This is a genomic window from Alphaproteobacteria bacterium US3C007 (genome assembly GCA_034423775.1).
Taxonomy (GTDB): Bacteria; Pseudomonadota; Alphaproteobacteria; order Rhodobacterales; family Rhodobacteraceae; genus Thalassovivens; species Thalassovivens spotae.
In genome coordinates this window covers 1,593,951-1,614,731 of record CP139918.1, presented here as the reverse complement: position 1 = coordinate 1,614,731, position 20,781 = coordinate 1,593,951, and the positions used below count along the sequence as shown (strand labels likewise).

General features: G+C 52.3%; 18 protein-coding genes. 5 read left to right on the top strand and 13 right to left on the bottom strand.

Annotation, left to right across the window (positions count from 1 at the left end; translation table 11 throughout):
* Positions 1-6: 6 nt before the first annotated feature.
* Positions 7-1,452 (bottom strand): pyruvate kinase, encoded by a 1,446-nt coding sequence (gene pyk, locus UM181_07795; GenBank protein ID WQC64499.1) that lies wholly within the window; start codon positions 1,450-1,452, stop codon positions 7-9.
* Positions 1,453-1,760: 308 nt separating this feature from the next.
* On the opposite strand from pyk, the gene UM181_07790 reads away from it, so the two are divergent.
* On the top strand, positions 1,761-2,075 hold the full coding sequence (locus tag UM181_07790; GenBank protein ID WQC64498.1) for a DUF1244 domain-containing protein: 315 nt from the start codon (positions 1,761-1,763) through the stop codon (positions 2,073-2,075).
* 33 nt (positions 2,076-2,108) lie between these two features.
* Here UM181_07790 and gltX read toward each other — a convergent pair whose 3' ends face one another.
* On the bottom strand, positions 2,109-3,434 hold the full coding sequence (gltX, locus tag UM181_07785) for a glutamate--tRNA ligase (GenBank protein ID WQC64497.1): 1,326 nt from the start codon (positions 3,432-3,434) through the stop codon (positions 2,109-2,111).
* A gap of 141 nt (positions 3,435-3,575) precedes the next feature.
* Here gltX and UM181_07780 point away from each other — a divergent pair, with 141 nt between their 5' ends.
* Positions 3,576-4,829, top strand: a complete 1,254-nt coding sequence (locus UM181_07780; GenBank protein ID WQC64496.1) for an FAD-binding oxidoreductase — start codon at positions 3,576-3,578, stop codon at positions 4,827-4,829.
* Positions 4,830-4,856: 27 nt separating this feature from the next.
* On the opposite strand, the gene UM181_07775 is transcribed toward UM181_07780, so the two are convergent.
* From UM181_07775 to UM181_07745, 7 genes are all read right to left on the bottom strand, one after another.
* Entirely contained in the window at positions 4,857-6,074 is a 1,218-nt protein-coding gene (locus UM181_07775; protein WQC64495.1) for a phenylacetate--CoA ligase family protein, read from the bottom strand.
* Between the two features lie 108 nt (positions 6,075-6,182).
* The gene (locus UM181_07770) at positions 6,183-7,007 is read right to left on the bottom strand and encodes an ABC transporter ATP-binding protein (GenBank protein ID WQC64494.1); all 825 of its coding nucleotides are present in this window, start codon (positions 7,005-7,007) and stop codon (positions 6,183-6,185) included.
* A gap of 55 nt (positions 7,008-7,062) precedes the next feature.
* Positions 7,063-8,346, bottom strand: coding sequence for an ABC transporter substrate-binding protein (locus tag UM181_07765; GenBank protein WQC64493.1), 1,284 nt, complete (start codon positions 8,344-8,346; stop codon positions 7,063-7,065).
* Between the two features lie 76 nt (positions 8,347-8,422).
* Positions 8,423-9,499, bottom strand: coding sequence for a branched-chain amino acid ABC transporter permease (locus UM181_07760; GenBank protein WQC64492.1), 1,077 nt, complete (start codon positions 9,497-9,499; stop codon positions 8,423-8,425).
* A 3-nt stretch (positions 9,500-9,502) separates the two neighbouring features.
* The gene (locus tag UM181_07755; protein ID WQC64491.1) at positions 9,503-10,489 is read right to left on the bottom strand and encodes a branched-chain amino acid ABC transporter permease; all 987 of its coding nucleotides are present in this window, start codon (positions 10,487-10,489) and stop codon (positions 9,503-9,505) included.
* Positions 10,490-10,555: 66 nt separating this feature from the next.
* Positions 10,556-11,374, bottom strand: a complete 819-nt coding sequence (locus UM181_07750) for an ABC transporter ATP-binding protein (GenBank protein ID WQC64490.1) — start codon at positions 11,372-11,374, stop codon at positions 10,556-10,558.
* A gap of 11 nt (positions 11,375-11,385) precedes the next feature.
* Complete coding sequence (locus UM181_07745) at positions 11,386-13,356, bottom strand: AMP-binding protein (protein WQC64489.1); 1,971 nt, start codon at positions 13,354-13,356, stop codon at positions 11,386-11,388.
* Positions 13,357-13,550: 194 nt separating this feature from the next.
* Between UM181_07745 and UM181_07740 the strand changes: the two genes are divergently transcribed.
* Complete coding sequence (locus tag UM181_07740) at positions 13,551-15,467, top strand: PAS-domain containing protein (GenBank protein ID WQC64488.1); 1,917 nt, start codon at positions 13,551-13,553, stop codon at positions 15,465-15,467.
* Positions 15,464-16,186: a response regulator transcription factor gene (locus tag UM181_07735; protein WQC64487.1), complete on the top strand. Its 723-nt coding sequence runs from the start codon at positions 15,464-15,466 to the stop codon at positions 16,184-16,186. Before UM181_07740 ends, UM181_07735 begins: the two co-directional genes overlap by 4 nt.
* Here UM181_07735 and UM181_07730 read toward each other — a convergent pair.
* The gene (locus UM181_07730; GenBank protein ID WQC64486.1) at positions 16,183-16,974 is read right to left on the bottom strand and encodes an SseB family protein; all 792 of its coding nucleotides are present in this window, start codon (positions 16,972-16,974) and stop codon (positions 16,183-16,185) included. The two genes, UM181_07735 and UM181_07730, sit on opposite strands and share 4 nt — an antisense overlap.
* Complete coding sequence (locus UM181_07725) at positions 16,971-17,570, bottom strand: uracil-DNA glycosylase family protein (GenBank protein WQC64485.1); 600 nt, start codon at positions 17,568-17,570, stop codon at positions 16,971-16,973. Before UM181_07725 ends, UM181_07730 begins: the two co-directional genes overlap by 4 nt.
* Positions 17,571-17,606: 36 nt before the next feature.
* On the opposite strand from UM181_07725, the gene UM181_07720 reads away from it, so the two are divergent.
* The gene (locus UM181_07720) at positions 17,607-17,861 is read left to right on the top strand and encodes a hypothetical protein (protein ID WQC64484.1); all 255 of its coding nucleotides are present in this window, start codon (positions 17,607-17,609) and stop codon (positions 17,859-17,861) included.
* A 119-nt stretch (positions 17,862-17,980) separates the two neighbouring features.
* Here the strand turns inward: UM181_07720 and UM181_07715 are convergent, their stop codons facing one another.
* Positions 17,981-18,313 carry a hypothetical protein gene (locus UM181_07715; GenBank protein ID WQC64483.1) on the bottom strand — a complete coding sequence of 111 codons (333 nt, stop codon included), beginning with the start codon at positions 18,311-18,313 and terminating at the stop codon, positions 17,981-17,983.
* A 184-nt stretch (positions 18,314-18,497) separates the two neighbouring features.
* Complete coding sequence (locus UM181_07710) at positions 18,498-20,759, bottom strand: adenosylcobalamin-dependent ribonucleoside-diphosphate reductase (GenBank protein ID WQC64482.1); 2,262 nt, start codon at positions 20,757-20,759, stop codon at positions 18,498-18,500.
* Positions 20,760-20,781 lie beyond the last annotated feature (22 nt).

Sequence of the window (20,781 nt, the reverse complement as noted above, 5' to 3'; positions counted from 1 at the left end):
ATCGCGCTATTCTGGATCGGTGGAATAAATCATCCGTTCATTGCACGGCGCCACGCGTAAAATATTCGTGGTGCCCGGAATATTGAACGGCACACCGGCTGTTACAACCACCTGATCATTTTCTTCGGCAAACCCTTGTGACAACGCTGCCCGCACGGCGCTGACCACCGCTTCCTTGAAGCGCTCTTTGGGGCCTGAGCGTACACAATTGGTACCCCAGCTTAGCGCCAAACGCCGCGACGTTCCGATTTCTGACGTCATCGCAATAATGGGCACACGCGGACGCTCGCGCGCGGTTAACAGCGCGGTTGTGCCCGATTGCGTATAGCAGCATATCGCCTTCACATCAGTTGTTTCGGCAATTTCCCGCGCCGCGGCGACAATCGCATCTGCCACCGTATGGCGTTTGGCTTTGCGCGAGGATTCCAAAATTTCAGTATAAGTTGGATCGCTTTCCACCTCGACCGCGACATTGTTCATTGTGGTCACGGCCTCGATCGGATAGCCACCGGCCGCCGATTCTGCTGAAAGCATAATCGCATCCGAGCCTTCGTAAATCGCCGTGGCCACATCAGACACCTCGGCCCGCGTGGGCATTGGGCTCTCAATCATCGATTCCAGCATTTGCGTGGCCACAATCACCGGTTTCGCCGCTGCGCGACACTTGCGCACCAAACGCTTCTGGATCGGCGGCACATTCTGCACCGGCAATTCCACTCCAAGATCTCCGCGCGCCACCATTATGCCATCAGAAACTTTCAAAATTGCGTCAAATTGCTCAACCGCCGAAGGTTTTTCAATTTTTGACAGCAAGGCCGCGCGACCCCGCACCAATTCACGCGCCTCGGTTAAATCTTCCGGGCGCTGCACAAAAGACAAGGCCAACCAATCCACGCCCAAATCGCAGACGAAATCTAAATCGGCGCGATCTTTTTCTGATAAAGCTGCCAAAGGCAGAACCACATCCGGCACATTCACGCCCTTGCGGTTTGAAATCGTCCCACCGTTCAACACCAGACAATCGGCAAAATCAGCGCCGCATTCTTCGACTTTCAATTTGATTTTTCCATCATTCACCAGCAGATGAGCCCCCGGCTTCAGCGCCGAAAAAATCTCTTCATGGGGCAGTTGTACGCGGTTTTTATCTCCCGCCGCCGGATCAAGATCCACCCGGAATCGATCTCCTTCGACCAAATCTTCAGCGCCTGAGGCAAATTCTCCGACCCGCAATTTTGGGCCTTGTAAATCGGCCAAAATGGCGATCGGGCTTGAAAGATCATCTTCAACCTTGCGGATGATTTTATGACGCTCGGCGATCTCGGCATGCGTGCCATGGCTCATATTCAACCGAAAGACATCTGCTCCTGCTTCATGTAAAGCGCGGATCATGTCATAACTTTGCGAGGCAGGCCCCAGCGTGGCTACAATTTTTACATTGCGCAGGCGTCTCATGATGTATTCCCTTCAATCCCTTTGGCGTCTCTTATAACGTTGCGAGCCGCCAAGCCGCCAGCAAGAAATTAAGATCAGAGATCCAGTTTGAGGCAAGCTGTTAGCGTTAACATTTCTGCTGCGCTTATGGCGAATAATTTCAACAATCACAACCGTTATCCTTGCTGCAACCCGCGGCCAACGCCGCATTCAAAAGGCGGATCGCTTTAAAGCGCTTGCGAGCCAAGCGGGAACTAAGTTAGGAGATTGGCAACGAAATAACAGAAATCGCGCGCATTTATGCCGCGTCTTTCGCAAAGGAAATGACCATGGATGATCAAACGCAGCTTGAATTAGACGCCGCCGCCTTTCGGGCCCTGCGCGCACATTTGATGGAAAAGCGCCCGGATGTTCAAAATATTGACCTGATGAACTTGGCAGGGTTTTGCAGAAACTGCCTGTCGCGTTGGTATCAAGAGGCTGCCCAAGACCGGGGAATCGAGATGTCAAAAGACCAAGCGCGTGAAGCGTTTTACGGCATGCCGATGGAGGTTTGGAAAGCCCAGCATCAAACCGAGGCCAGCGCTGAAAAACAAGAGGCCTTCACGCAAGCTTTTGTAGAAAACGTCAAAGCCCCCGATTAATCAGGCCTGTCACACATGCCAAACCTTATCCAATCAAGGCTTGGCTTTGATAACTTGCAGCAAAGGCAGCACGGCCGACATATCTGGCCCATGGCTTTGCCCCGTTAAGGCCAAACGCAGCGGCATAAACAAGCCTTTGCCCTTGCGCCCTGTCGCTGCCTTTACTTCTGCCGTCCAAGCAGACCATGAATGCGCGTCATATGGGCCATCGGGCAAAAGAGCCATCGCTTGCGCCACGAACGCTTGATCCTCGGGATGAATCACCGGCGTTGCGCCGTTTGAAAACAGCTCCCACCAGCCGGGCAGATCATGCAAGGTAGTGATATTATCGCGCGTCACCTGCCAGAATTGCGCGGCCAGTTCAGCGGGAACGCCCAAGCTTTCGATCTGGTCAGCCACTTCTTGCAGCGGCAGCGTTTGCAGATAACGTGCCGTCAACGGACGCAAATCCTGCGCGTCCAATTTTGTCGGCGCAGACCCAAACTGCGCCAGTTCAAACCCTGCAGCCACGGCCGCCAAATCCGTTTGCAGCTCGACCGGTTGGCTGGATCCCAGCCGCGCCATCAAACTGATCAAAGCGGCAGGGACGATGCCATCGGAACGCAAATCACGCAACGCCAAAGTTCCAAGCCGTTTTGATAAGGCTTCGCCAAGCGGGCCTGTCAGCAACGAGTGATGGCCAAATTTGGGAATATCCCCACCAAGGGCCTGCATCATCTGAATTTGCGTGGCCGTGTTGGTCACATGGTCAGATCCGCGCACCACATTGGTGATCTTCATTTCGATATCATCTACAACTGAGGCCAAGGTATAAAGATATTGACCATCGCCGCGGATCAAAACCGGATCAGACACGCTGGCCGCGTCGATTGAAATATCCCCCAAAATTGCATCGGTCCATTCAATCCGCTGATGCTCTAGCTTAAAGCGCCAATGCCCCTGCCCCCGTTCTGCGCGCAGCGCCGCTTTTTCAGCTGTGCTTAATCCAAGCGCCGCGCGATCATAGACTGGCGGCTTGCCCATATTCAGCTGTTTCTTTCGCTTCAAATCCAGCTCAACCGGGGTTTCAAAACATTCATAAAGGCGCCCGCTATCTTTGAGGCGCTGCGCCGCTGCATCATAGGCGGCCAAACGCTCGGATTGGCGCTCGATACGATCCCATTGCAAGCCCAACCACGTTAGATCTTCTTTGATCGCCTCAACAAAGCTTTCCTTTGAGCGTTCGGGATCTGTATCGTCAATGCGTAAAATAAAATGCCCGTCATCTTTGCGCGCAATCAGGTAATTCATCAAAGCAGCGCGCATATTGCCAACGTGCAAATATCCGGTCGGGGAAGGGGCAAAGCGTGTGATGGTCATTTTGATCTCCTGTTGAGGGTCGTTTTTCATAGCGCCAAGGATTTGTCCAGCAAAGGCGCATTTTTTATAGAAGGGCGAAAAAACCATTGCACCCTGAAGAGAAATCCGAATTAGTCGGAACAAAGATAAAGGGAAATGGCAATGGGGCTTCCGATTGTGGTAATCGGCGCGGGCATTTGCGGCGTGTCCAGCGCGCTTTGGTTGCAACGCAGCGGCCATAGGGTGATTTTAATTGATAAAACAGCGCCCGGAATGGGGGCTTCATTTGGCAATGCTGGGTTGCTGGCGCAATGGGCGGTAACGCCCGTCACCACGCCGGATCTTTGGCAGGCGCTGCCAAAATACGCGCTTAATCCGGCCAGCCCTTTATTCATCAAATGGCAATATCTACCCAAATTGGCGCCTTGGCTTTGGAAATTCCTGCAACAGGCCAATGACAGCAGCGCCAAAGCTGCCAGCGCGGCTTTGGGCCCGCTTTTATTGGATGCTGTCGACCAACATAAGGCGCTGTCGCAAGGCAGCTCGGCCGAAAGCTGGATCGCTGACAGCCAATTCTGCTACGCGTATCGCGATCACAAAGCCTTTCAAAAGGATCGCTACGCGTGGGATTTGAAACAAGCGGCCGGTCTGGTGCCCAACGTTCTGAGCGGCCCCGATGTGCAAGATGCCGAACCGGCTTTGGGCCCCGCCATTCAATGTTTGGCGATCTTGAAAGGCCAGGGGCATATTCTCAACCCTTTGGGATATGTCACGGCTTTGGCCAAAGCCTTTGAAGCGCAAGGGGGCGTGTTTCGCCAAACAAGCGTCACCGGTTTTGAAAAACAAAACGGGCGCATACGATCCGTTTTAACCGAAGGCGGCCCGATTGACTGTGACAAAGCCGTGATCACTGCCGGTATTTGGTCAAAAGAGTTGATGGGAAAATTAGGGCTGCATATCCCCTTGGAAACCGAGCGCGGATATCACGTGATGTTTAAAAACCCATCACAGATGCCGCGCAATCCGATGATGATGACAACTGGAAAATTTGCGGTGACCCCAATGCAAGACGGGTTGCGCTGCGCCGGTACAGTCGAGTTTGGCGGGATTAAACTGGGGCCCAGCAAAGCGCCAATTCAATTGCTGCGCCGCCGCATGGCCGAGGCTTTTCCACAGATGACCTATGACAGCAGCGAAGAGTGGATGGGCTTTCGCCCGTCAACCCCAGACAGCCTGCCGCTGATCGGTGAGCTGGCCAGCAGCGGGATTTACACCGCCTTTGGCCACCAACATGTTGGGTTAACCGCAGGGCCTAAAACCGGGCGCTTGATCGCAGATTTGATCACGGGGCGTTTGCCAAATATTGATATGCGCCCCTATGATCCGGCGCGCTATGCGGCGATTGCGACGCACTAAGCCAGCCAGGCGCGCGCGCCAGTAATGCTACTCGTATACGCGTTGATCTTCGATCACCAAACCATCGCGCGGTAAGCTGCCAGGGGCCACAAGCTCAACATTGCCCGTCAGCTTAAGATGACTTTTCACCAATCCATCAAAATCAGAGGCCGCGGATAGGGTGGTTTCCAGCTGCACGATCATTTCATCCTTAGCACCGTTTCGCCGGGCAATGATGCGCGCGCGATCCAAAGCATCATGCGAGGCAACCAATGCCGCCACTTGTTCGGGGCGCACGAACATACCCTTAATTTTGGTGGTTTGATCGGCGCGGCCCATCCAACCCTTTATCCGCAGATTGCTGCGCCCGCAGGGTGATTTTCCGGGTAATACGGCGCTAAGATCACCCGTTGCAAAACGAATAAGGGGATAATCAGGGTTCAGCACCGTCACCACAACTTCTCCCACTTCGCCATCCGCAACTGGAGTGCCAGTACCGGGCGTCACGATTTCCACCAGCACGCCTTCATCAACAATCATACCCTCTTGGGCGGATGATTCATACGCGATATTGCCAAGATCCGCCGTTGCATAACATTGCAAACAGGCGATGCCGCGATCAGTATATTCCTGGCGCAGCGCGGGAAATAACGCCCCGCCACCCACAACCGCTTTGCGGATTGATAAGCTTTCCCCCATCTCATCGGCTTTATCCAAAATAACCTTCAAATAATCCGGAGTGCCCGCATAGGCGGTTGTGCCAATATCAACCGCAGCGCGCACCTGCAGATCGGTTTGTCCGACGCCCGCCGGTAAAACCGCAGCCCCGACCGCCCGCGCGCCATTTTCAAAAATCATTCCGGCAGGGGTTAAATGATAGCCAAAACAGTTCTGAACGATATCCCCCCGCCCAATGCCAGCCGCATGCAAAAACCGGCCCATGCGCCACCAATCATGCCCGGTGCCGCCAGGTTCATAAAGGGGGCCCGGGGATTGGAATATGTGACTGAATTCATAGAGGGGTTTTTGGACAAATCCGCCTAAAATATTTCCCGGCTTTTGCGCATTGCTTAATTCTGATTTTCGCAAAACTGGCAGAGTCGCCAATGCCTGTACATCCGTAATCTCGCTGGCCGTCACCCGCTCGAACCGATCCGCATAGCCCGGCAATTGCTTGGCATGGGCAATTTGTGCGGGCAAAGCCTCTGCAATATAGGCGGCACGCTGCTCTGATGTTTGGGTTTCAAGGCCGTCGTAATAGCGCATGTTTACACTCCAGATCCTGGCCTGCTCTTTTCGGCAGGCCCAATCATGATAATTTTTACCAAACCGCACATTGGCTGGCGGCCCTACAGTTACCCCTTAAAATTGAGGTTAGTTTAACCACCGCTTGCGCCGCCGATAGCTGCGCACATTGCGAAAGGATTTGCGGCCCTCATCCGACATGCCCAGATAAAATTCCTTCACATCAGGGTTTTCGCGCAATTCCGCAGCCGGTCCATCCATGACCACACGGCCAGATTCTAAAATATACCCATAATGCGCATAGCGCAGCGCGACATTGGTATTCTGCTCAGCCAGAAGGAAGGTCACCCCTTCCTTTTCATTTAAATTTCGTACAATTTGAAAAATCTCTTCCACCAATTGCGGCGCCAACCCCATAGACGGCTCATCCAGCAAAACAGTTTCAGGTTGCGACATCAAAGCACGGCCAATTGCACACATCTGTTGTTCGCCACCAGACGTGTAGCCAGCTTGGGATTTGCGGCGCTCTTTCAAACGCGGGAAATACGTATAGACCATATCCAAATCGGCTTGGATATCGGCTTTGCTATCGCTGCGCGTATAAGCGCCAGTCAACAGATTTTCTTCGACGGTCAAATGCTCAAAACAATGCCGCCCTTCCATCACTTGAATCACGCCACGCTTAACCATATCCGCCGGATCTGCGCCGTGAATTTCAGCCCCGCGATAGCTGACAAAGCCTTTTGTCACTTCGCCGCGCTCAGAATTTAAAAGATTTGAAATCGCTTTCAAAGTGGTGGTTTTGCCGGCCCCATTTCCGCCAAGCAACGCCACGATCCCACCTTTTGGAACGGCAAGCGACACACCTTTCAGAACCAAAATTACGTGATTATAGATCACCTCTATATTGTTCACGTCCAAAAGCACTTCTGACTTTTCAGTTTCAACAACCATTGTGTCACCTTTGTAAAGAATGAACGGCTGCAATACCTGCAGCCGTTCAACTGGTTTAGTTACATCTTTCGGAGATGTTATTTTCTTTGGCGAACGCTTGTGAATCCGCTTGGATTAGCGGGTTGATCAAACCCATATCCGCCTCAAGATAGCCAGAAATCAGCTTCCATTTTCCTGCGCTTGCATCCCATTGCGACACAGCGCCAAGGCCGGGCCCACCATGGTTTTCGCATGATACAGAGAAGGCCGGACCAACATTGGCCAATCCATGCTCCGCCATCAGCGCGTCGGTGATGTCCAACGCTTCCATGCCTTTGATCATATCAGCCTGAGAAATATCTGCCGTTCCAGTGATTTCCTGCGCTTTCACAATCGCCATATGGGTCAAAAACGCCATGTAAAGCGACCGATTATACATCACGGTGCCCAGATTATCCCCCGCTCCTGCTGCCTTTCCGGCATCAACAACGTATTTTTGGATATCCGCATAGATGTCAAAATCGCTGCCTGTGTCATTCATCACCAATGACTTATAGCCATCTGCAACATCCCCTGCTGGGATCACATCATGTTCTGCGCCAGCCCACCAGTTTCCGATGAAGTTTTCCATCGGGAAGCGCACATTTGCCGCTTCTTGAATGGCAACTTGGTTCATCACGCCAAAGCCCCACATGATCACATAATCAGGGCGTTCACGGCGGATCTGCAACCATTGTGACTTTTGCTCTTGGCCAGGGTGATCAACCGGGATCAATGTCAGCTCGAACTTATGCTTTTTAGAAAGCTCTTCCAGCGTACGAATAGGCTCTTTGCCGTAGGCTGAGTTGTGATACAGCAACGCGATATGCTTGCCGTCAAGGCTACCAGAATTTTCATTCAGCAGATAATTCACCCCAGCTGATGCCGCCGTCCAGTAATTTGCTGGATAATTGAAAATATTGGAAAATATCTTCCCGTTTGCGGCAGATGTCCGCCCGTACCCCATGCTGTGCAGCGCGATACCATCCGCTGTTACTTTGGGGATTAGCTGATACGTAATACCGGTGCTTAAGGGATGATACACCAAAGAGCCTTCCGCTTTGGTTGATTCATAACATTCCACACCTTTTTCGGTGTTATATCCGGTTTCGCATTCCAGCAAACGAACCGGAACACCGCCAATACCACCATCGCGCTCATTCAGCAGCGTTAGGTAATCAGCATATCCATCCGCCAATGGAATACCGGCAACCGCGTAGGGTCCAGTACGATATGACATCCACGGCAAAACCAAATCTGCAAGGACCGGGGTTGCCATAGCTATACTGCTTGCTGCAGCAGCTAGAAGTTTAAATTTCATCGGTTTTCCTCCCATTTTTATCCGACGTTGGTCTTTTAGAGGCGAGAGCCTCAATGGTAATTTCTCCTTTGAACGCTTAATACGGAAACGGCCAAAGTCTCAGTTTTTCTTTTGCAAGCCGCCATAATTGAGCGATGCCATGCGGCTCAACCACCAAGAACAAAATGATCAAGCCACCGACGATCATAAACTCAAGATGCGTGGCAAGATCTGGTTGCCAGCCCAAACCGGCTACAAACAGATTTTTCAATAAGACCGGCAAAAGTACGAGAAATGCAGCGCCTGCAAAGCTGCCAAAAATTGATCCAAGCCCGCCAATAATGATCATGAACAGCACCAAAAAGGATTTATTGATCCCAAAGGCTTCGCCCACTTCAACAGCCCCCAGATACACCCCAAAAAACAACGCCCCGGATATGCCAATGAAGAAAGAACTAACCGCAAAAGCCGAAAGTTTTGCGCTGAGCGGGTTCACTCCAATGATCTCGGCCGCAATATCCATATCCCGGATCGCCATCCATTTTCGACCGATCGAGCCTCGCGTCAAATTGCGGGCGACAATGCCACAGACGGTTAAGATGATTAAGCAAAAGAGATAGGTCGCCCAGCTATCGGCATTGGCCCCGGTGACGGGTACGCCAAAAAATGTGCGCTCGGGCGCATTGATCTGCCCTGAGGCTGAATAATTATAAAACCAAGGAACCCGGTTAAATATCCAGACGAGGAAAAATTGCGCCGCCAATGTTGCGACGGCAAGGTAAAAGCCTTTGATCCGCAGCGAGGGCAGCCCAAATAACACACCCACACAAGCGGTGATCGCACCTGCCAGCACGACGTGGATCATAATACTCACATCTGGAAAAGCCGTCATTAATTTATACACCGCATAGGCGCCTACCGCCATAAACCCGCCAGTTCCCAGCGAAACCTGCCCACAATAACCTACCAAGATATTTAACCCAATCGCGGCAATCGAATAGATCAGGAAGGGTAGGAAAATTGCATTCACCCAATAATCATTTATCCAAAACGGGATAATCAAAAAGGCTACGATCAAAACAAAATAATACCGGTAACGGTCAAATTTGATCGGAAAGGTTTGGTTGTCTTCTTTATAGGTGGTTTTGAAATCACCGGCTTCGCGATACAACATGATTTAAACCCTTTCGATAATTTTTTCGCCAAATAGGCCTTGTGGCCGAAAGACGAGAAACAACAGGGCTAAAACATAAGCAAACCAATTTTCAGTTGCGCCCCCGATCAACGGGCCAACCAGAAACTCAAACATTTTCTCGCCCACACCGATGATCAAACCGCCCACGATCGCCCCCGGGATTGACGTGAATCCCCCCAGCATTAACACCGGCAAGGCTTTCAACGCGATCAAAGAAAGCGAGAATTGAACCCCGGATTTTGTGCCCCACATAATTCCGGCAACCAGAGCCACAAATCCAGCCAGCGACCAGACCATTACCCAGATAAAATTCAAAGACACTCCAACCGACAAGGCCGCCTGGTGATCATCGGCCACGGCGCGCATCGCGCGGCCCTGTTTCGTATATTGAGAGAAGGCGACCAATGCCAAAACCAGAATAGCGGCAACGATGGTTGCAAAAATATCCAGATTGTCGATGAAAAAGCCGTAATCAAATATATTATACGTCGCTTCATCTATCCAAAGATTGATCCCTTGGGGAATGCCAACATCTAGCTTTTTAATCTCTCCCCCCCACATCAGGTCGCCAAAACCTTCCATGAAATAGGCCAGACCAATCGTTGCCATGAATAAGATAATCGGTTCCTGATTGACCAAATGTTTGAAAATGATTTTTTGAACAAGCCAGGCGAGCAAGACCATAATCGCAATGGTCAGCAAAATTCCGATAAGCGCGGGTAAATGCCAACCGAAATGATGGATATCGGTGCCAAACACAGCGTTGATCAAATGGCTGAAGGGCACTTGCCCGTTCATCATGCCCACCAAGGTCATGGCTGAAAACAGCGCCATAACGCCCTGAGCGTAGTTGAAAATGCCCGATGCTTTGTAAATCAACACAAACCCCAGCGCCACTAAAGCATAGAGAACGCCCGCCATCAGGCCGTTCAAAAACACTTCCATTCCAAAAATCACCTGTTCTGGCATCAGATTGTCCTTTCAGACTGTGCAAAGTTACACATCGGTTTCATGGCATCCAATCGCGCGCAGGTCTCAATCATGGCTCACCCCTAAATACGCATCAATCACGTCTTGATTGTTGCGCACCTCATCCGGTGTGCCATCGCCAATTTTGCGCCCATAATCCATCACGACCACGCGATCAGACAAATCCATCACCACGCCCATATCATGTTCAATAAGCGCAATCGTAGTGCCAAATTCGTCATTCACATCCAGAATAAAGCGCGACATATCTTCTTTTTCTTCCACATTCATGCCGGCCATCGGCTCGTCAAGCAGCAGCAGCTTTGGCTCAGAGGCCAGCGCACGGGCCAGCTCTACGCGCTTTTTCAAACCATAAGGCAAACGCGCCACAGGGGTTTTGCGGATCGATTGAATTTCCAAGAAATCAATTACCTTTTCACAGATCTCTCGATTTTCCAGCTCTTCGCGCTCGGCAGCACCCCACCAAAGCGCTTGTTGAAACACGCCCGATTTCATCTGCGTCAACCGGCCCGTCATCACATTGTCCAGCACCGTCATCCCTTCGAACAGCGCAATATTTTGAAATGTGCGCGCGATGCCCTGCCGGGCCACTTCATAAGGTTTCACCGCAGGCCGTTTTTTCCCATGAAACCAAACTTCACCGTCTTGCGGATGGTAAAATCCAGAAATCACGTTAAGCATTGATGATTTACCGGCGCCGTTGGGCCCTATAATTGCGCGGATCTCGCCTTCAAGAATATCAAATGAAATATCTTTGATCGCCACCACGCCTCCGAAGCGCAGGGTGATATTTTTCATTTCCATCATGACACCGCCGATTTTACGCCCATCAGCCGTGGTTTGCGTTACCTGACTATCCAACACCTCTGCCCGCCCTATTCTGCCGCGATGCGGCCCGAGACCGCTACGGTTTTGACATCTCGAATTTCCAGAGTGGCCGAAATTTTACCTTTTCGCCCATCTTCATAGGTGACCTCTGTTTCGGTAAACACATCCTGAGCGCCGTTATAAAGCGCCTCAACCAGATCCGAGAATTTTTCTGAAATCACCTTGCGGCGCACTTTGCGCGTGCGGGTCATTTCCCCATCATCCGCATCCAGCTCTTTATGAAGCACCAAAAACCGATGTACTTGGCAGCCCGATAACATCGCATCCTGCGCAACTTTAACATTCACCTCTTCGATATGGCCCTCGATGACGCGCAGCACCTCTGGGTGGCCCGCCAATTCCTGATAGCTTGAATAGGCAATATTATTGCGCTCGGCCCAATTTCCAACAGCGGCCAGATCGATGTTCACGAAGGCCATGCACCGATCTCGTCCCGCACCAAACACCACGCATTCCAAAATATTTGGGTAAAATTTCAGTTTATTTTCCACATATTTCGGCGCAAACATTGAACCATCAGTCATTTTAGCAACGTCTTTTGCGCGATCAATAATTCTAAGATGACCATTGTCAGGATCAAAGAAGCCCGCATCCCCCGTGGCCACCCAACCTTCGGGATCTTTCGTTTCGGCCGTACTTTCAGGGCTTTTATAATATTCGACAAAGGCCCCAGGCGATCGATAGAACACCTCTCCACTCTCCGCGATTTTCACTTCAACATCCGGCGCGGGCACCCCAACCGTATCCGAATAAACTTGCCCATCAGGTTGGACAGTTACAAAAACCGACGCTTCCGTTTGCCCATAAAGCTGCTTCAGATTGATCCCCATAGAGCGGAAGAAATCAAATATTTCAGGCCCGATAGCCTCGCCTGCGGTATATCCAACGCGCACCCGGCTAAGCCCAAGCGCGTTTTTAAGTGGGCTGTAAATGACCGCATCACCAATCAGATAGGTCAAGCGATCCAAAGCCGAAACCGCGTTGCCATCCAGAATATCCTGACCCACCCTGCTGGCGTGCGCCATGAAATATCGGTACAGGCCTTGCTTGATGCGGCTTGCATCCTGCATCCGCAACACCACCGACGTGAGCATGCTTTCAAAAACCCGCGGCGGCGCAAAATAATAGCTAGGTCCGATTTCACGCAAATCAGACAGAACCGTTTCCTGGCTTTCAGGGCAATTTATGCACAAGGCCGCATAATAAGATTGCCCGACCGAGAAAATGAAATCGCCCACCCACGCGATCGGCAGATAAGACAGCAAGCTATCGGTTTCCTTCAGCCCATCAAATTCACAGGCATTCTTTGCCGAAATAATGATATTTCGGTTGCTTAACACAACCCCTTTGGGCTTACCCGTCGTGCCTGATGTATAAAGCATCACGCATGTTGTCTCAAAGGTTTGCGCCTCAACACGGGAATCGAGCTCTTTTTGCAAACCGTCAGCCGCAGCCAGACCGCTTTGCTGCAGCGCTCTTAAATCATGCAATCTGCTGTGATCGTATTTGCGCATGCCCCGCGCATCGAGATAAATGAGATGTTCAAAATCCTTTAAATCATCTTGAATTTCAAGAACTTTATCAACCTGCTCTTGATCGCCTGCAATCACAAACCGCGCGCCACAATGTTCTAAAACATACGACATTTCTTCGGCCACAGCGTCTTGATAGAGCGGCACGGGCACAGCGCCCGCCATTTGAACGGCCACAAGTGATCCGTAAATATAGGGGCGATTGCGCCCGATCACAGCAACATAATCGCCCTCTTTGACGCCAAGCTCAATCAAGCCCAATGCCATATTCGTGATCTCGCGCTCGGCCTGCGCCCATGTCCAGGTTTGCCAAATACCCAATTCCTTCTCCCGCAAGGCAGGGCGATCAGGAAACCGGCTGGCATTTCTGCGTAGCAAATGTGGCAAAGAGCGCAGATCATCAAGCGCCTGTGACGTCTGTGTCAAAATGTTTATCCTCCCTTGCGAACAGGGCTGCGGCTTTTGCCGTCTTTTCTGTTCAAACAGAACCCTGCGCGACAATCGTTTCTTGATAATTTCTGAAATCTTACAAATTGTTTCAATCAGTAGTTTTTTTTGAGCAGCCCCTTGTTTTTTCGCATGTTTCACGTTTCCCTTTGGCGTAACCGAAGGACATCACCATGGAGCAGCGCTTTACCGATCCCAATGCCATGACGCAGGCGGGGCTAAATTTGATTCAACAAGCGCTGTCGATCTATAACAAAGATCTTGAGCTTGCTTTGTGCAATCAACGCCACGGGGAAATGTTTAACCTTCCTAAATCCCTAACAACACCGGGCGCTAAATTTGAAGACACGATCCGCTATTTGGTTGAAAGCGGAGAATATGGTGATGTTGAAAATGCGGAAGCCTTTATTCAGGAAAAGGTTGATATCGCAAAGGCCTTCGAGCCGCATTACGTAGAACGTATCCGCGCCAATGGGCAAGTGATCAGCATCGAAGGCGCCCCTTTGCCGCAAGGCGGTTGGGTCACCGTCTACACCGACATAACCCAAACAAAAAAACAAGAAAACTTATTGCGCCTGCGCTCTGAAGAGCTTTCAGACCAGCTTTTATCCTATTCAGAGGAACTGGCCGCGAAAAATCGGCAATTAGAGTCCAGTATCGCAGCGCTCGAGGAAGCCAAGCGCGAACTTACAGAAATCGAATCGCGCACTCGCCTGACAAGCGAAATGATTCCGGCCCATGTGGCGCATGTGGATCGCCAGGGGCGCTATCGGTATTCCAATCGGCGTCTATCTATGGTGTTGCCGGACAGACCGAATGACATTATTGGCCGGCCTATTTCCGAGGTGCTCGGCGCGCCCACCTATAATCAAATTTCGCCAAAATTACGCGAAGCGTTTTTGGGAACTCCAAGCGTGCTGGAATTCACCGATGATCTCAGCGCCAGGCGCATTCGCGTGGCCTTCACGCCTGATGTAAAAGAAACGGGCATCGAAGGCGCTTATATCCTGTCGATGGATATCACCGAGGAAACGCAAGCGCGCAACGCCTTGCAACAGGTCGCCAAACGCGAACTTGCCGCTCAGCTGACCAGCGGTTTGGCGCATGATTTTGCAAACCTCCTTACCATTATTTTGGGCGCACAAAGTCGGCTCACCAGCCGCGTGCATGATGCAGAATCACTGGCCTTGATCGAGGCCACCAAAACTGCGGCAACCCGCGGCGGAAGCCTGCTGAACACGATTGGCGACATGACAGGAACCCGCAATTTAAACCCGACACCAACGCATATTGAGGCGCTTCTTGAAAAACTGCTTCCATTGGCTGAGGCTGCGCTGCCCAAAAGCATCATTTTGAAAATCCACAACACAGTGCCGGATGAAGCGTATTTTCTTGATTCTGGGATGCTTCAGGATGCGCTGCTCAATCTAATTCTAAATGCCAAAGACGCTTGTGGCGCGGGAGGGCGGATCAAGCTTTCAATCCGCCCTGTGGCGGATATCTGGCTCGATTTTATCGTCACGGATTCAGGATCTGGATTTAGCGCAAAAGCCTTAAAGCACGCCTTAGACCCGTTTTACACGACCAAAGGCCTTGATGGGAACGGGCTTGGTCTGACCATGGTTTATGATGCCGCCAAGCTCGCCGGGGGTGATTTGCGGCTTAGCAATAGCTTTTCTGGTGCCCGTGCACAATTGCGCTTACCGCTGCGAAAAGTGCCCGCAATGCCCCATAAAGCGATGGTCTTGATTGTTGAAGATGATCCCAGTTTGCGAAAAGATATGCGCGTCATGCTGACGGATCTTGGGCATTTGGTAATTGAAGCCAGCTCGGTCAGCGAAGCCTTAGACCTGTGCCAAAACTTGCCCGATATTGCGCTGATTTTATGCGATTTAAACCTTGAGGGTGATGAAAACGGCACCGCGCTTGCCAAAGCGCGCCCGCACCCATCGGCTGAATTGATTTTCATGACATCGCTGCCGATTGCAGATCCATTGCATCAAGATGCTTTGACTTTAGCGCCCGTTTTGTCCAAACCGTTTTCACAACGCACCCTTGAAACGATTTTATCCGGCGGGCCCTCTTTATGACTCTTCCTTTGGTGTCTATTCTCGATGATGAACCTGAAATCAGAGCCATGTTGGTCAAAGCCTTAGAGGATGCCGGGTTTCGCACCATTAGTTTTTCGCGCGCCACCGAATTTGAAGCCGCGCTGAAAACGGCCACACCCGATGTCTGTTTGGTAGATCTCAGCCTGCCTGACCGCGACGGGTTAACGCTGGTGCATCGCTTGGCGCTTGAAAAAGGGGCGGTGGTGATCATTATTTCTGGGCGCGCGCAGGTTCAAGATCGGGTTACAGGTTTAGAGTTGGGCGCGGATGATTACATCATTAAGCCGTTCGATCCGGCCGAAGTGGTGGCGCGCATTCGCGCCCGCCTGCGCCAAGATCGCACCGGCGCGCATACAGGTACCAGCGCCTATTTTTCAACTTGGGTGGCGCATTTCGATCGCTATAGTCTGGAAGATGAAAATGGGCTTGAAACCCCCTTTTCACACGCTGAATCCGAAGTGTTACGAATGTTTTTACAAAGCCCCAAGCGCTTGATAAGCCGCGCCCAAATGCAGGAAACGCTGGGCGGCGGGGCCAGTGAAAGTTTCGATCGGGCGATGGATGTTCGGATCTCGCGATTGCGCACAAAATTGCGTGAAGACCCAAAAAACCCGCAGCTGATCAAAACCATTTACGGGGCCGGATATATTTTTTTAAGCGATGTCAAATGGGTGACGCAGAGCCCCAAGCCCGCTTAACGCAAAATCGGCGGCTTGGCGGGGTCGCGGCCCGGCGCTGATGGGTTTTGCGCCACCGCTGGCTCTGGCTGCGGTAAATCAAACCTAAGCCCATGCGCCGATAAGGTTTTATACACTTTATCCTCTGAGGTGAAAAATCCCACATCGATGCTGCCCGCCTCGATACCAGAAAAGGTCAGCGCCTCTTGCGCCGCCGTTGTCAGCGCTGGCTCGGCCCCGGCAACCGCGTCAATAAACGCCAAAAGATGGCCCCTTTGATCCCCCGCATAGGTCACAGAGGTCAGCCAAACCTGTTTCACCAGACCCGCCGCAGACACCAATTTGCTATCCAAACTTTCCAAGACCGCTTGCGGAATATCGGAGGGCGTATAAAACGCCATAGGCTGCAGCGAGACTTCCTCGGCTGTTTGCGCCAATGTTTGCGACAACCAGCCAATCGCCTCGGGCGGCAAAAGCATTTGCGAGGGGGCCACGTCTAAATTCACCCCAAGGCCAAGCTTTTGGTCCACCAGCATCGCGATAACCGCGCGCCCGGAAAGCGCCACATAGGGTGAAATTTGGCCGGTAAATTCTGACAGCCGGTCTTCACGGTCAAAAACCAAAACATAAGAATGCTCTTGCAGATCGAAAATCTCTGGCTCTACCGCTTCTCCAACCGGCGGCTGCGTCAGCAGCAAAAACAATTCGGCATCCGCCAGCCGCTCATAAAAGCCCAATAGCGCCGCATCTTGGTCAGATGCAGATTGCATCTTGGCATGCGCCCGATCAAGCGGCGTTTCAACGCTCATCGCATCAGCTCCTTCACGCGCCGCTGCAACTCGGGCAGCAGATCGGCTTCAAACCACAGGTTTTTCTTGAGCCACGCATTATTGCGCCAGGACGGGTGCGGCAAGGGTAAAATTGCCGGTAGGTCGCGGCGCCACTGCGCCATCACCTGCCCCAAACTGGCCTTGGTGTTCAAATGCCATTTCTGCGCATAGCCCCCCACCAGAAGCTGCAGTTCGAGGTTTGGATAACGGGCAAGCATTTGCGCGCGCCACGTGGCCGCGCAGATTTTGGGCGGTGGCAAATCGGCGCCTTGCGCGGAATAGCCCGGAAAGCAAAACGCCATTGGTAAAATCGCAATACGCTCTGGATCATAAAATTGGTCGGGCGCAAGCCCCATCCACGCCCGCAATCGATCACCCGAGGGATCGCTAAACGGAACGCCCGAGCGATGCACCCGCGCGCCCGGCGCCTGCCCTGCGATTAAAATTTTCGCGCGCGGATTGCCCTGAAAAACCGGCCTTGGCTGATGCGCATTTTGCGTTGCGGCGAATTGATCTGCGCAAAGCCTGCACTCAAGCAGCGCCTCAATTTTGAAATCTTCCGTGTGTTTAGCCATGCTGTGTTGTAATTTGCAGCGCCGCGAAAGGCCAGTTTGAAAAAGGCGTTAGGCGGGCTTGCAACCGGCGGGCTGGTGGGCGGCAGCGGCGGCGCGCAAGCGCTGGGCGGGATGAAGGTAAATATTTACAATCAAGCCTCGCATACAGAGGTCGAGTCGCGCCCCAGCGCCGATGGCCAAGGCTTGGAGATCACCATTTTGGATGTGGTAAAGGGTGGCATAATGGCGGGGCAATTGGATCGCCCGATGCGTCAGCATTTCGGGGCCAGTCCAAAACCGCAGGGCGGTTAAACCGGCTGCCCCCCAATTTTATACAAATAGGCTTGCGCATCATTATTGTAATAAGGCGTATTATAGTCTTTGCGCCGGATCTGCCCCCTTGGCATTTGCAGCTGCATCCATTCAAGCACTTACACATGCGTATCCGCGCCGCGTTTGATCAGATTAAATTGAATATAGACATGGATATCGCTGGAATGGCCCGTGCCCAGAAACGCGCGGCCCCAGCTTTTCACGCCTTCGGAAATATTTTTATCGCATTTCACGCGGGTTTCGGATTCTTCGACAATCGTCGCGCCAATCTTAGCGCAAGTGACAGCAAAGGTTTCGGATAGCGATTTTCGGCTTTTGTTTTTAAAAATAGCCTCGGGCCAACCGGACGGCGTAATGGCCAAAGGTTCGATTACCTCTTTTTCCTCGCAACCCATTAATGCGCAAAGCGCCAAGATGAAAATATACCGCATAAACCAACACTCGTTAAAAACGCATCAGTTAAAGCAAAGAATAATGGCCGTTTTAGGGCAGGGCAAACCGGCGCTTTGATATTAGCGCGCCTGAACACAGCGCACTGGGCCGTGAGTTTGCGCATTGCTGATTGGCAGAACCGCGCTAACTCGCCTCAAACATCAAAGCGAGAACCACAGTAACTCAGCCACATTTGGAATAGCCGCAACTGGCGCAGGTCATGCAGCCTTCCACCATGCGCAAATCATATTGCCCACAGCTGGAACAGGCTTTGCCCTTGCCCGAGGCCCCTGCCGGCATCACGGCCTGCGGATCTTGCTTGAGCCCCAGCCCTTCGCCTTCCAAAAATCCGATCGCCACCATATGGGTTTCCAAAACGCCGCCAATCGCCGCCAGAATCGAGGGGATATATTTGCCCTTGATCCAGGCGCCGCCGCGCGGATCAAACACGGCCTTCAGCTCTTCCACCACGAAAGACACATCGCCCCCGCGCCGGAACACGGCGGAAATCATCCGCGTCAGCGCCACCGTCCATGCAAAATGCTCCATGTTTTTCGAATTGATGAACACTTCAAACGGGCGTCGGTGACCATTCACCACCACATCATTCACCGTGAGATAAATCGCATGCTCGCTATCGGGCCATTTCAACTTATAGGTCTGCCCTTCTAAGGCCTGCGGGCGGTCCAGCGGCTCGGACATATAGATCACCTCGGCGCCCTGATCGGTTTCGGGCGTGGTCTCGCTGCTTTCAGACACGCTTAGCACCGAGCCCGTCACCGCGTTGGGTCGATAGGTCGTGCAGCCTTTACAGCCGCTTTCATAGGCGGCGCTATAGACTTCTTTGAACGCCTCAAAGCTGATATCTTCGGGGCAATTGATGGTTTTCGAGATTGAGCTATCCACCCATTTTTGCGCCGCCGCCTGCATTTTTACGTGATCTTTTGGGGCAAGGGTTTGCGCGTTGACAAAATAATCGGGCAGATCGGCATCACCGAATTTATCGCGCCACATTTGAACGGCGTAATCCACAACTTCTTCTTCGCTGCGCGATCCGTCTTTTTGCAGCACTTTGCGCGTATAGGCATAGGCGAAAACCGGCTCAATCCCCGAACTGATATTGCCGGCATAAAGGCTAATAGTGCCGGTTGGGGCGATGGATGTGAGCAAAGCGTTTCTAATGCCATGCGTTGCAATTTCGGCGCGCACATCCTCATCCATTCCCTGCATCGCGCCCGAGGCCAGATAAGGATCTGCCTCAAAGAGCGGAAACGCGCCCTTTTCCTTGGCCAATTGCACCGAGGCCAGATAGGCGGCGCGCGCGATCGCGTGCAACCAATCTTCGGTTTGCCGCGCCGCTGCCTCGGAGCCATAGCGCAAGCCAAGCATCAATAACGCATCGGCCAAGCCGGTCACCCCAAGCCCGATCCGGCGCTTATTGCGCGCCTCAAGCGCCTGCGCCTCAAGCGGAAAATTTGAGGCATCCACCACATTATCCATCATCCGCACAGCGGTTGCCACCAGATCCTGAAGCGCCGCCGCACTTAATTGCGCGCCGCGTTCAAAGGGCGCCTCTACCAGGCGCGCCAGATTGATCGAGCCCAGCAAACAGGCCCCATAGGGTGGTAAAGGTTGTTCTCCGCAGGGGTTTGTGGCTGCGATGGTTTCGCAATAGCTCAAATTATTGGCCTGATTGATCCGATCTATGAAAATCACTCCTGGCTCGGCGAACTCGTAGGTCGATTGCATAATTTGATCCCAGAGCTTGCGCGCCGAAAGCGTTTTGTAAATTCGCCCCTCAAACACCAGATCCCAGTCATCATCCGCCTTCACCGCCGCCATAAACGGATCCGTCACCAGCACCGAAACATTGAACATGCGCAACCGTGCCGGATCCGATTTCGCAGCAATAAAATCTTCAATATCGGGGTGATCACAGCGCAATGTGGCCATCATCGCGCCACGGCGCGATCCCGCGCTCATAATGGTGCGGCACATACTGTCCCAGACATCCATGAACGAGAGCGGCCCCGATGCATCTGCAGCCACGCCCTTGACCAAAGCGTCTTTGGGGCGGATCGTGCTAAAATCATACCCGATCCCTCCGCCCTGCTGCATGGTCAGCGCGGCTTCCTTGAGCATATCAAAAATACCACCCATATCATCGGGCACCGTGCCCATCACAAAGCAATTGAACAGCGTGACTTTGCGCTGCGTCCCGGCGCCAGCGGCAATCCGCCCGGCGGGCAAAAATTTAAAATCTTCCAAAGCAGCGTAGAATTTTTCCTCCCAAATACCGGGCTCCGCCTCAACGCGGGCCAGATCCTTGGCAACGCGCCGCCAGCTTTCTTCAACGCAAGCATCGATCGGTTCATCATCCGCCGTTTTCAAGCGATATTTCATATCCCAAATCTGTTCGGCAATCGGCGCAGAAAATCGGCTCATATCAGATCCTTTGGCTTATGTG

What these genes read in the sequence shown, in the direction of transcription:
- UM181_07740 (WQC64488.1), top strand. Translation starts at nt 13,551, where the DNA reads ATGGAGCAGCGCTTTACCGATCCCAATGCCATGACGCAGGCGGGGCTA.
- UM181_07780 (WQC64496.1), top strand. Translation starts at nt 3,576, where the DNA reads ATGGGGCTTCCGATTGTGGTAATCGGCGCGGGCATTTGCGGCGTGTCC.
- UM181_07775 (WQC64495.1), bottom strand. Translation starts at nt 6,074, where the DNA reads ATGCGCTATTACGACGGCCTTGAAACCCAAACATCAGAGCAGCGTGCC.
- UM181_07770 (WQC64494.1), bottom strand. Translation starts at nt 7,007, where the DNA reads ATGGTTGTTGAAACTGAAAAGTCAGAAGTGCTTTTGGACGTGAACAAT.
- UM181_07760 (WQC64492.1), bottom strand. Translation starts at nt 9,499, where the DNA reads ATGTTGTATCGCGAAGCCGGTGATTTCAAAACCACCTATAAAGAAGAC.
- UM181_07765 (WQC64493.1), bottom strand. Translation starts at nt 8,346, where the DNA reads ATGAAATTTAAACTTCTAGCTGCTGCAGCAAGCAGTATAGCTATGGCA.
- UM181_07710 (WQC64482.1), bottom strand. Translation starts at nt 20,759, where the DNA reads ATGAGCCGATTTTCTGCGCCGATTGCCGAACAGATTTGGGATATGAAA.
- UM181_07735 (WQC64487.1), top strand. Translation starts at nt 15,464, where the DNA reads ATGACTCTTCCTTTGGTGTCTATTCTCGATGATGAACCTGAAATCAGA.
- UM181_07730 (WQC64486.1), bottom strand. Translation starts at nt 16,974, where the DNA reads ATGAGCGTTGAAACGCCGCTTGATCGGGCGCATGCCAAGATGCAATCT.
- UM181_07715 (WQC64483.1), bottom strand. Translation starts at nt 18,313, where the DNA reads ATGCGGTATATTTTCATCTTGGCGCTTTGCGCATTAATGGGTTGCGAG.
- UM181_07790 (WQC64498.1), top strand. Translation starts at nt 1,761, where the DNA reads ATGGATGATCAAACGCAGCTTGAATTAGACGCCGCCGCCTTTCGGGCC.
- pyk (WQC64499.1), bottom strand. Translation starts at nt 1,452, where the DNA reads ATGAGACGCCTGCGCAATGTAAAAATTGTAGCCACGCTGGGGCCTGCC.
- gltX (WQC64497.1), bottom strand. Translation starts at nt 3,434, where the DNA reads ATGACCATCACACGCTTTGCCCCTTCCCCGACCGGATATTTGCACGTT.
- UM181_07755 (WQC64491.1), bottom strand. Translation starts at nt 10,489, where the DNA reads ATGCCAGAACAGGTGATTTTTGGAATGGAAGTGTTTTTGAACGGCCTG.
- UM181_07725 (WQC64485.1), bottom strand. Translation starts at nt 17,570, where the DNA reads ATGGCTAAACACACGGAAGATTTCAAAATTGAGGCGCTGCTTGAGTGC.